At 31.6% G+C, this 9,266-nt stretch carries 14 protein-coding genes; 4 read left to right on the top strand and 10 right to left on the bottom strand.

All coding sequences use genetic code 11. The features are described from left to right. Window positions 1-10: 10 nt before the first annotated feature. From BM077_RS05050 to BM077_RS05075, 6 genes are all read right to left on the bottom strand, one after another. Window positions 11-370, bottom strand: a complete 360-nt coding sequence (locus tag BM077_RS05050; protein WP_089748541.1) for a single-stranded DNA-binding protein — start codon at window positions 368-370, stop codon at window positions 11-13. 14 nt (window positions 371-384) lie between these two features. Continuing rightward, window positions 385-1,527, bottom strand: a complete 1,143-nt coding sequence (locus BM077_RS05055) for a DnaD domain-containing protein (RefSeq protein ID WP_089748542.1) — start codon at window positions 1,525-1,527, stop codon at window positions 385-387. Window positions 1,528-1,565: 38 nt separating this feature from the next. Next, entirely contained in the window at window positions 1,566-1,850 is a 285-nt protein-coding gene (locus BM077_RS05060) for a helix-turn-helix domain-containing protein (protein ID WP_089748543.1), read from the bottom strand. Window positions 1,851-1,888: 38 nt separating this feature from the next. Next, complete coding sequence (locus BM077_RS05065; protein WP_089748544.1) at window positions 1,889-2,155, bottom strand: MerR family transcriptional regulator; 267 nt, start codon at window positions 2,153-2,155, stop codon at window positions 1,889-1,891. A gap of 23 nt (window positions 2,156-2,178) precedes the next feature. Continuing rightward, complete coding sequence (locus tag BM077_RS05070; protein ID WP_090003509.1) at window positions 2,179-2,706, bottom strand: helix-turn-helix domain-containing protein; 528 nt, start codon at window positions 2,704-2,706, stop codon at window positions 2,179-2,181. Window positions 2,707-2,803: 97 nt separating this feature from the next. Beyond that, window positions 2,804-3,052 (bottom strand): helix-turn-helix domain-containing protein, encoded by a 249-nt coding sequence (locus tag BM077_RS05075; RefSeq protein WP_089748546.1) that lies wholly within the window; start codon window positions 3,050-3,052, stop codon window positions 2,804-2,806. A gap of 213 nt (window positions 3,053-3,265) precedes the next feature. On the opposite strand from BM077_RS05075, the gene BM077_RS05080 reads away from it, so the two are divergent. The 4 genes from BM077_RS05080 (at window position 3,266) to BM077_RS05095 (ending at window position 4,995) form a co-directional block, all read left to right on the top strand. Further along, entirely contained in the window at window positions 3,266-3,661 is a 396-nt protein-coding gene (locus BM077_RS05080; RefSeq protein WP_089748547.1) for a helix-turn-helix domain-containing protein, read from the top strand. 22 nt (window positions 3,662-3,683) lie between these two features. Continuing rightward, window positions 3,684-4,199, top strand: a complete 516-nt coding sequence (locus BM077_RS05085) for an ImmA/IrrE family metallo-endopeptidase (RefSeq protein WP_089748548.1) — start codon at window positions 3,684-3,686, stop codon at window positions 4,197-4,199. 81 nt (window positions 4,200-4,280) lie between these two features. Then, the gene (locus BM077_RS05090) at window positions 4,281-4,502 is read left to right on the top strand and encodes a hypothetical protein (RefSeq protein WP_089748549.1); all 222 of its coding nucleotides are present in this window, start codon (window positions 4,281-4,283) and stop codon (window positions 4,500-4,502) included. 22 nt (window positions 4,503-4,524) lie between these two features. Further along, on the top strand, window positions 4,525-4,995 hold the full coding sequence (locus BM077_RS05095) for a LexA family protein (RefSeq protein WP_089748550.1): 471 nt from the start codon (window positions 4,525-4,527) through the stop codon (window positions 4,993-4,995). A 129-nt stretch (window positions 4,996-5,124) separates the two neighbouring features. On the opposite strand, the gene BM077_RS05100 is transcribed toward BM077_RS05095, so the two are convergent. The 4 genes from BM077_RS05100 to BM077_RS05115 form a co-directional block, all read right to left on the bottom strand. After that, window positions 5,125-5,535, bottom strand: a complete 411-nt coding sequence (locus tag BM077_RS05100; RefSeq protein ID WP_089748551.1) for a helix-turn-helix transcriptional regulator — start codon at window positions 5,533-5,535, stop codon at window positions 5,125-5,127. 541 nt (window positions 5,536-6,076) lie between these two features. After that, window positions 6,077-6,844: a sulfite exporter TauE/SafE family protein gene (locus BM077_RS05105; RefSeq protein ID WP_089748552.1), complete on the bottom strand. Its 768-nt coding sequence runs from the start codon at window positions 6,842-6,844 to the stop codon at window positions 6,077-6,079. 288 nt (window positions 6,845-7,132) lie between these two features. Continuing rightward, window positions 7,133-7,537, bottom strand: coding sequence for an RrF2 family transcriptional regulator (locus BM077_RS05110; protein WP_089748553.1), 405 nt, complete (start codon window positions 7,535-7,537; stop codon window positions 7,133-7,135). Window positions 7,538-8,546: 1,009 nt separating this feature from the next. Next, on the bottom strand, window positions 8,547-9,266 hold a 720-nt coding region (locus BM077_RS05115), incomplete at its 5' end, for a reverse transcriptase domain-containing protein (RefSeq protein WP_255364342.1).

A 9,266-nucleotide genomic window follows, 5' to 3' on the forward strand; every position in this document is an offset into this window, starting at 1 on the left:
AAGCATTTTATTAAACAGCTTCTTCTTTTGTTTCACCTCCGTCCCCATCCTTAGGCCAGTCTAAAAAATGTACATCTTGGGCTACGACTTCGCCAACTCTTCTTTTCTCACCATCACCATTCTCATAATCTCTAATCTGTAACCTACCATCTACGGCAACTAATCTACCTTTACCTAAGTGATCAGCACAATTCTTAGCTAGCTTTCTCCAAGCAATCACTTTAATAAAGTCTACGTCTCTATCTCCAGTTGGACTGGAATATGGTCTCTTAACAGCTATGCTAAAAGTACACAATGGAATACCTTCGCCAACATAATGCAGCTCTGGGTCGAAAGTTAATCTACCAACTAAAGCAATTCTGTTTAACATCTTTTCACCTCCCCTCAAGTAGTAGCTTCCTCTTCTGGTTTAACTAAGCCAAACTTCTTAAGTCTTTCTTTTATCTGATCTATCGGTATCTCTGAGTTCTTCTCTTCCTCAGGATAATGCTGATAGTTATTGCTGCCTCTAACTTTTGCTTTAGAGCTATAATTACTTTTATCAGTCTTCTTCTGTTTAAATTTAGATTGTTTAGCTTCTTGATTCTGCTTTATCCTCTCTTCCTTCATAGCTAAGACTTTATCCTCAGTTGTAAGTTCACGCTCTAGCCAATCATCTAAGGTCGTAATTACATAACTAAACGTATTAGCATTATTTAATCCAGCCTCTTTTAAAGCCAGAGGTATTATTTCTAAATCCATATTTTGATTATCACTTATGTAATCTCTTAAGGTTTCAAGCTGAAAATCAGATATCTCTTTATCGAACACTTTTTCATACAACTCAAAAATTGACATCCATAACTGCTTGTCCAAATCCTCACGCGCGTCTTCTTTTTCTTCTTCTCTTTTATTCTCTGTTATAGTCTCTGTTGTAGTCTCTGGTATTGTATCGAAACTATTTCCACTCGAAGCGCAGTCATTTCCCCTCGAACCGAAATCATTTCGCTCCGAGCTTACCTCATTTCGGTTCGAACCAAAATCATTTCGTTTCGAATCTTCATTGCTTTCTTCTAACTTAGAATTATTCTGTTGAATAGCTCTCTTCATCTCATCTTGAATCAAATCATCAAACTTATAACCTTGTAATACATATCCTATCTCCATTAAATCTTTATTTAGTTTTAAAAGGTTTACTCTATATTGTTTTGTGTTATCAAATTTATGTTTAGGATTCTGTCGTTCAGCTAAATAGCCTAATTCTACTAATTCTTTAATATGATTTCTGATTGTCTTCTTATGCCAATGGACCATTAGCTCTTCTTTTAACTCGCCAGTGGTCTTATATATCCAGCCTTTAGTCTCATCTAAAACTAAATCCGTTCCTTCTCTCCTAGCTCTTTTTCTTTCTTCCTTTATAAACTGATCATAATCTCTAACTCTTTCTGTCCAATAAAGAAATTGATTAATAATTAATGCCTTTAAGGGATGTCCTGTTAATTTATAAAACTCTTCTTTAATTACAGCTCTATTAAGCCTTTCAGCCATTATGCCCACCTCCTTACTACTTTCACTTATATCCAAATCTAAATCACTTGAACCTCAGCAGCTTGTTGCTCAGTTTCTGCTTCCTCTTCAATCCATTCTAATAAAGCCTGCTTTGAAATCAATTTACGTTTGCCAGCGGATACATAAGGAACCTCATTTTGACGAATCATCTCATACATTTTTCCTTTGCTAATTTTTAAAAAATCTGCTGCTTCTTTAACACTCATCATTTCTGTTTCTAATGTAGTTCCAACTGAAAGATTATCTAACTTTTCATTCATCTCTCTTAACTCCTCTAAAATTTCTTCCATAACTCCGGCCATAAGTTTCACCTCCTTAAAATCCTTCAACTAATAATCATTTAAATAACTCCAATATCCCGTAGTACCTGGTCCTCACTTCTAACATCTTGACTATCATAAAACCAAACTAAAAACTTATCTCTAGCAACTACTATCCGTCCACTGACTTTTTTATTAGGAATAATGTCTTGTCTTAACATTTCATAAATCTTGGTCTTCCCAAAAGGCAGTAAATTCTCTAAGTCATTTACCGTAAGCGCAAAAGGCAGCTCTTTCCTAGACTCTCTAATAGCCTCTCTTAAAACTTGCTCTACTACTTCTTCCATGATTTTAGCCTCCTTTAAACTGATTAATAATCTTCACTTAAATAACCGCGCCTTCTATACTTTTGTAAGCATCTTTGATTCCTCTCTTCAAGATCAGCATCCAAATCATGAGCACAGATATCCAACATATTAATAACATGCCTAACATCCTCTAAGCTGTCTAACATACGATTAAACTTCTCTTGCTGTCCTTGGTCCAGTTCTTCAACAGAATCAATATTATGAGCAAAAAGAAGTACACTCTCTATATCCTCAACTGTCTCTTTAAATTCCTCAATAGCTTTAACAGCGGTAACATAAAACTTTAATTTAACCTGATCAAAAACTAAACCTGAGGAAGTTGTTCCAAAAGCTAATATCCTTAATTTAGGACTATCTAAAACAGCAGTTATATTGTGTAATACATCACTAGGAATATTGACATGATTATTAATATATTTAGAAATAGTCGTCCGATCTACGCCAATTTTACAAGCTAACTGACTTTGAGTTATTCTCTTCCTCTTCATTTCATCTTTAATAAACTCTCCTATAGATTTAATTGTTACCACCTTCTTTCAGTAAGTATCTACATCCACTTAAGAAAACGTGAAAATAGTTCATTACAAATATTAGCAACTCTGTGTTATAATAAAAAGTAAAATATTATTACTTTTTAGTTTCTTTACTATACTCTTGTTCACTATTTACGTAATTAATAAGTAAAAAAATTTGTGTCCAATCTATATTAAGAGCTCTAGCTATATTTCTAATAGTTTTAATAGAAGGTTCCGTTCTTTCATTTTCGATATCTGATAAATAAGTATTTGAAATACCTGCTTTTTTAGCTAAATCAACTTGTTTTATATTCTTAGAACGACGTTCTTCTTTTATAACTTGTCCTATTGACTTTTCCATTTTATCACCTCCAAATCTCTTACAAATTATTGTACACTATTTACGTACAAATATCAAAAGGCAAATACGTTAAATAAGCTTTATTTTACGTAAATAGCTAACAGAAACTCTATTATAATCTATCTTACGTATAAATCGAACAATATTTAACTTTACTTTTTTACATAAAAATAATATAATTATAGTACGTTATGTACGTAAGGAGGAATTATATTGAAAGTCGGAGATAGAATTAAATCATTAAGAAAAGAAAACGATTTAACTCTAAGAGAATTAGCTAAAAAGGCTAATATATCTCATTCATTTCTTAGTGATATTGAAAATAATAGAAGCAATCCGTCTTTGAAAAGACTTCAAGATATAGCTAAAGCACTTGATGTTACTGTTAGTTACTTACTAGGTGAAGAGGAACAAAATCAACCCATTCTGGAAAAATTGAAAAAGTTTCTGAGTAAGGAAGAACAAAAATTTCTTATAAATTTAGTACAAAAGGAAGGTTTTCATTCATTTCTTAGAGAAACAAGAGGAGCTAGTGATGAAGACTTAGCAACTGCTGTTCGTGTGTTTAAAGCTGTTAAAGAAGGTAAAGAAAAAGGTGAGCAGTTATAGGAAGGAGTTGGCTAAACACATAATGTATAAAAAGATTGAAATAAAAGCTCGTAAATATCTATACAATCATGGTTTAAATTGTCCTGCCGATTTAAATTACATAATGAAAAAAAGAAAAATAATATTAGTTCACAGAAAACTGACTCATGATGAAGCTATATTAATTAAAGATAATCATGATAAGGTTATTATTGTAGATAAACGCCAAACTTTAGGACAAAAAAGATTTAATATAGCTCATGAGTTAGCTCACGATATTTTAGAACATGAAGGAAATATTTTCACATCACGTAAAGCTATTAATCTAAAGAATAAGTCATCTGCTGATCAACAAGCTGATATCTTTGCTAGTGAGTTACTTATTCCTACTCCTGTTTTAAAACGGAAAGCTCGTAAATATCGTTATAATTTGGGGTTACTAGCGAGGAAGTTTAAAGTAACTAGGCAAGCAATGATAACTAAAATGAAGATTAAAAAAATACATTATAATGATAACTTATATAAGGATTTCTATAATAATTCCTTTAGAAATATTTGAATTCCTGGAGATATACTCGAGGATATTTTTTAGACCTATTAATCGAACATATGTTTTTATTTTTAGGAAGGAGGTGTTTAAATGCATTATAAAAGAACACCAGCAAAGAATATTCCTTATAAAAATGTTAAAGAAGCTTTAAAAGACGAACCAGAATTATTTGACCTTTGGCAAGAAATAATTGGCACTCCACCCAAAAATGTTATACCACTAGACAGACAGGCTTATAACTTACCAGCGGGGGCAATTAAGAGTATTATTAAATTTATTAAAAAGATTGAAGAAGAAGAAGGAAGGCTTTAACAACTTTAAAGGAGGAACAACTATGACCAATAAGGTTATACAGTTAAATTCCAAATTTAATAATGATAATTTACCTGAAGGAGCTATTCCCGTTTCAGAAGAAACAACAGTTAAAATCCCGATAATAAATACAATTTACTGTTTGCAGTATATTTTAGCTCCAGAAAATATTATAGGCTATCGTTTAACTTTGAAAGATTCTTTGGATGATAGTACATACTTTTTTATGAAGTTTAAAGAAGATTTTATGGTTATAGATAGATTGATTTCCGGAGATTATGCATTAATCAGACAGCAAGAAGATGTAGAAAATGGAGAAGTAGCAGCTATACTTATTAATGATATACAACGAGAAGTTAAGTTAAGAAGAATCTATAAAAATAATAATCAAATCACCCTAAGAGGGGATGGTCCTAATTGTAATTCAATAACTCTTCCAAAAAATAAAGTGAAAATTTTAGGAAAATGTATTATGATTGACAGAAAAATTTAAAAAGATAATTAATAACAAGAAACCATCTTCCACTATCTCTAAAACAGTTGAAGATGGTCTTTCTTTTCAAATATATTTTGCTCTAGCTCTTGTTTTGGTGAAATAATTCTTATAATCGGAGAATTATTACTAAACCTCCACTCTCTTTCTCTCTTTATTTTTATCCTTATATTTTCCTGTATTTTTATTAAAAATAACTGCGGCTTCTTGTATTGAATTTTTAATTATTTCTTTAAAAGCTTCATAAAATTCGTCATCATTTTCGATATTTTCATTTAAGACATGTACCAATTTAACTAAAGTTTTAAATTCTGGATTGAATTCATCGCCACTCTCTAATCTCGAAATGCACGATTGAGTAGTATTAAGTTTATTTGCTAATTCCGCTTGTGATAGCCCAGCTTTAATTCTAGTACCTATAATTAATTTTTGCAATTCACGTAGTAGTTGCATACTTTCATAATATTCTTTTTCCTCTTCATCTTTGAAAACATTCTCTTTCAAGTTTTCAAAGCTACTGTCATCCTTCAATTTAATCATATTTAATCACTCTCCCTTCTACATTGGATTAAACTGATTTTATTTTAGTCACCATTTAATTCATTCAATAAGTCCCTTTTTCTATCTAAAGCAATCTGTATATCTTTTAAATGATTAATTAGGTTTATTTTTGATAGAATTAGAGATTTTTCATAAATAAATCAGGGCATTTAAACTCCATAGCATAAATCGGGTTTCGTTCAACAAATTGTATCTGAAATTTTCACTTCTAGAGATAAAAGAAAATATTCAGTGGTAAAGTAAGTCTTGCATTAAATCCTTATTTTTTAATTTTTTTGCCAAACTTCAGATACAATCCTATAATGTTATCTGACGTACATCACTATACTATTAATTACCACTCTCTCAATATACACTAAAAAATATATAACTTACTATAACCATTAATTCTATATAAATCAATTAATTTCCTTTACAATAAAAAAAGCATACCTCTCAAAAGTATGCTTTATTAACATTATAAAATTTAAATTAACATATAATTGAAAATAGCCTAACCATATCAGTGATTTATGAATTTTTAAAAAATAAAAGTTTTAATCAAAGTTAAAGTTCCTAAAAAAGAAGTTATAAACCCAATTACAGTTTTTAAATTTTTATCATTTACTTTTTTAACTGTTAATGCTGCTAAAGGACTTGCTAAAATTGAACCTAAACTCGTAGCAAAAGCTAGTTTCCAAAAAATATTTTGACTAGTATATATGTAACTTAAAAAAGCTACCATACAAACTATAGTTTCTGCAATAGTAGTACTTCCTACTGAATTACTTGTTTCTCTACCACTTATTAATTGCCCTCCTGTTACAAGGGGTCCATAACCTCCACCACTTAATCCTTTATTGAAAGCACTAACTATAGCCACAATAATAAGTCTTAACCAGGATACTTCCCCTTCACTATTCTTCTTTAAAAGAATTACTATCCCAATACTTAATACCATCAAGCCAATATATGTTTTAAGGACCATTGCAGAAATATTTATTGCAAAAAATACTGCTATTAAAGAGCCTATAACTCCAAAACCAGCTAATACGCTAATCACCTTGGCATCAATAGAATTAATATTTAATTTAACATTTCCTAACTTATAATGAAAAAAACCTCCGATTAATCCTCCTAAGATCTGTCCTAAAAGTACCGATGGAACAACTTCCAAAGGAGAAAATCCTAAAACTAAAAGCACTGGTGTTAAAGTAGTACCATAGCCCATTCCAATAGAAGCATCCATATACTCACATGCAAAAGCAATAACCACTACTAAAAATGACAAAACAATTGTTAATTCCACCTTTTCTCATCTCCTTTTAAAAATAAATTTTAAATTACTTAACTCTACCTTCTCTATCATATTAGTAGTCTTTGATGTAAAATAAAAATTTAACTTTTAATATTATATTTTAATTTATCAACTTTGTGATTATTATAAAAGAAAAACTATATGTTAGTATATTTTGTCTATCAACATAGTAGTCTTTTATCTAAAAATAATTTTCCTACAATTAATTTTAAACTTGAAAACTAATTCTATATGTTCTCTATCAATTTAGTAGTCTTTAGATTGCAAAAAAATTTCAAACTAATTTTCAATCAAATCTGCTATTGTAGTATTTTCAAGCTTTTCTGCTACATAATCTCGAATTTCTTTAAATATCGATAATAATTCTTCATGCTCTTCAATAGGAGTTTCTTCATAAAAATTTTCACTTGCAGAGCCTACTGGAGCAAGTGCTCCATCAAATAATCTTATAATTTCAGCCACAGTGATTTCTTCAGAATCTGTCGCTAGTTTATAGCCTCCATTTGCTCCTCTCCTACTGGTCAAATAGCCTGAACCTTTTAACATTAATAATATTTGTTCTAAAAATTTTTTTGGAATATTCTGGCGTTCCGATATTTTACTTATTTTAACCAATTCATCACTATGTTGAGCAATATCAATTAAAGCAAGAAAAGCATACTCACATTTTCTTGATAACTTCATATCTTCCCCCTATAATTTAAAATTAAATTAATATAACTTTGACAGTAATTATATATTATTTCCTTTTATATGTCAACTGTCTAAATTAAATAGACTACTACAAAAGCTTTTTAAAAGCAGAAATTAAGTAGTCTGGTAGGTCGGGGGCTTTTCAGCCCCTTTCCCCCATCAGAACTGCGCATGATAGTTTCCCATCACACAGCTCAAGCAGTTTCAATCAACCTTTGGATTGACGGCAACTATTAATTACCTGACATTTCAGAACACGAGTCTATTAACTTTGCAGTCTGAGATCGCCCACTCCGAAGAGTTATTTGGCTTGCCCCATTCATAGAGTTCCTATCCCTTCCTGTCTCAAACCACCATCTGGAAGTCTGCATCCTTTTTAGATTAGAGCAAATTTCGAACTCTTATCCATCTCATTATAAGATAGCATTCGCTTCTTCCACTCCCCTCCACCCCCTAGATATTGTATCACGAAGCATAATTGACCTACCTGTTTCCAGGAACCTATTGGGTTTACCCAGTTCTGTATTCCAGCCAATTTACACCGCCTTAGGCTCTACCTTTACTCCGAAGATTTTAGTCTATTTGTCAAGCAATACGACAACTTACTTGACCTCATCTCCCACCTTTTGGTTACAGTGTATCAACCCCGTTTCACTGCTCACGTTTGACGAAGCTTTCAGTAATTCACATATGTTAGCCTTTACGGTATATTTACTCTAGCAGGCACTCACTTTAGGGTTAGTAAGATATTCCACATTGTCTCTCCCGCTTAGCACAGATCCGTTACCAGAAATGCACCGGAAGATAGAGTCATTCTAAATAGAATGAATGGCTTATTTAGGCAGCCCAGAACACAGCTTATCCCTATTATTTCAAGGGCTGGTCGCACTGTCGTCGTCACGGTAGGAATGTTAGTTACCCAACATCCCCCGCACAGATCCCAGCGTGCGAGATTATCGCACTGGGCTCTTCAGTAAATATTCGCTTCCGTAGTCAAGCATTAACTAAACTCAAATTCTAACTGGTTTATCTCCATTATCCTCGGTTTTAATATTCTATACCTTTCTAATACTTTATCAAATTCCTGCCAGTTAAAGCTACGTCTTTGACTTCTTCGATTTAACCACTTATATAGTATTCTTTTTGTTATTCTATAAAATTGATTAAGACTTTCATAGTTCCCTATTATCCCATAGTAATTATAATATCCTCTTAGTTTTGCATTCAAATCACTAAACAAACTTCTGAGTCGCTTATTCCTATTTTCTTTGCACCACTTAGTAAAATTCTTAAGTGATTTTCTTAGTTTCTTGCGTGAAGTTCTCCTTTTAATTATGTCCTTACCTTTCCTTGAAGTTCCCCAACGCATCTCGAACCCTAGAAATTCAAAGCTATTATTTTCATATTTACGGAATCTAGAGAAACTGATTATATTTGTCTTTTCCAATGAAAGTGCTAGACCAAATTTATTTAGCCTCTTTTGTAACATGTGATAAAATCGTTCTGCATCTCTTTTGTACCTAAAAGCACAAACAAAGTCATCAGCGTAACGACATAGATGGGCTTCACCTGCACATTCTTTCTTAACTTTTCCTATAAACCAGATATCTAATACGTAGTGTAGATAGATATTTGCTAGAATGGGACTTATTATGCCACCTTGAGGAGTTCCTGTAACTGGATGAATGACTTGTCCATCTTCTTTTAATATCCCAGCTTT

Source organism: Candidatus Frackibacter sp. WG13, assembly GCF_900114655.1.
Lineage (GTDB): Bacteria > Bacillota > Halanaerobiia > Halobacteroidales > Acetohalobiaceae > Frackibacter.

Bases quoted from the DNA above. Each gene is read 5' to 3' on its own strand.
- BM077_RS05050 (WP_089748541.1), bottom strand. From the start codon at position 370: ATGTTAAACAGAATTGCTTTAGTTGGTAGATTAACTTTCGACCCAGAG.
- BM077_RS05055 (WP_089748542.1), bottom strand. From the start codon at position 1,527: ATGGCTGAAAGGCTTAATAGAGCTGTAATTAAAGAAGAGTTTTATAAA.
- BM077_RS05060 (WP_089748543.1), bottom strand. From the start codon at position 1,850: ATGGCCGGAGTTATGGAAGAAATTTTAGAGGAGTTAAGAGAGATGAAT.
- BM077_RS05065 (WP_089748544.1), bottom strand. From the start codon at position 2,155: ATGGAAGAAGTAGTAGAGCAAGTTTTAAGAGAGGCTATTAGAGAGTCT.
- BM077_RS05075 (WP_089748546.1), bottom strand. From the start codon at position 3,052: ATGGAAAAGTCAATAGGACAAGTTATAAAAGAAGAACGTCGTTCTAAG.
- BM077_RS05085 (WP_089748548.1), top strand. From the start codon at position 3,684: ATGTATAAAAAGATTGAAATAAAAGCTCGTAAATATCTATACAATCAT.
- BM077_RS05090 (WP_089748549.1), top strand. From the start codon at position 4,281: ATGCATTATAAAAGAACACCAGCAAAGAATATTCCTTATAAAAATGTT.
- BM077_RS05095 (WP_089748550.1), top strand. From the start codon at position 4,525: ATGACCAATAAGGTTATACAGTTAAATTCCAAATTTAATAATGATAAT.
- BM077_RS05100 (WP_089748551.1), bottom strand. From the start codon at position 5,535: ATGATTAAATTGAAGGATGACAGTAGCTTTGAAAACTTGAAAGAGAAT.
- BM077_RS05110 (WP_089748553.1), bottom strand. From the start codon at position 7,537: ATGAAGTTATCAAGAAAATGTGAGTATGCTTTTCTTGCTTTAATTGAT.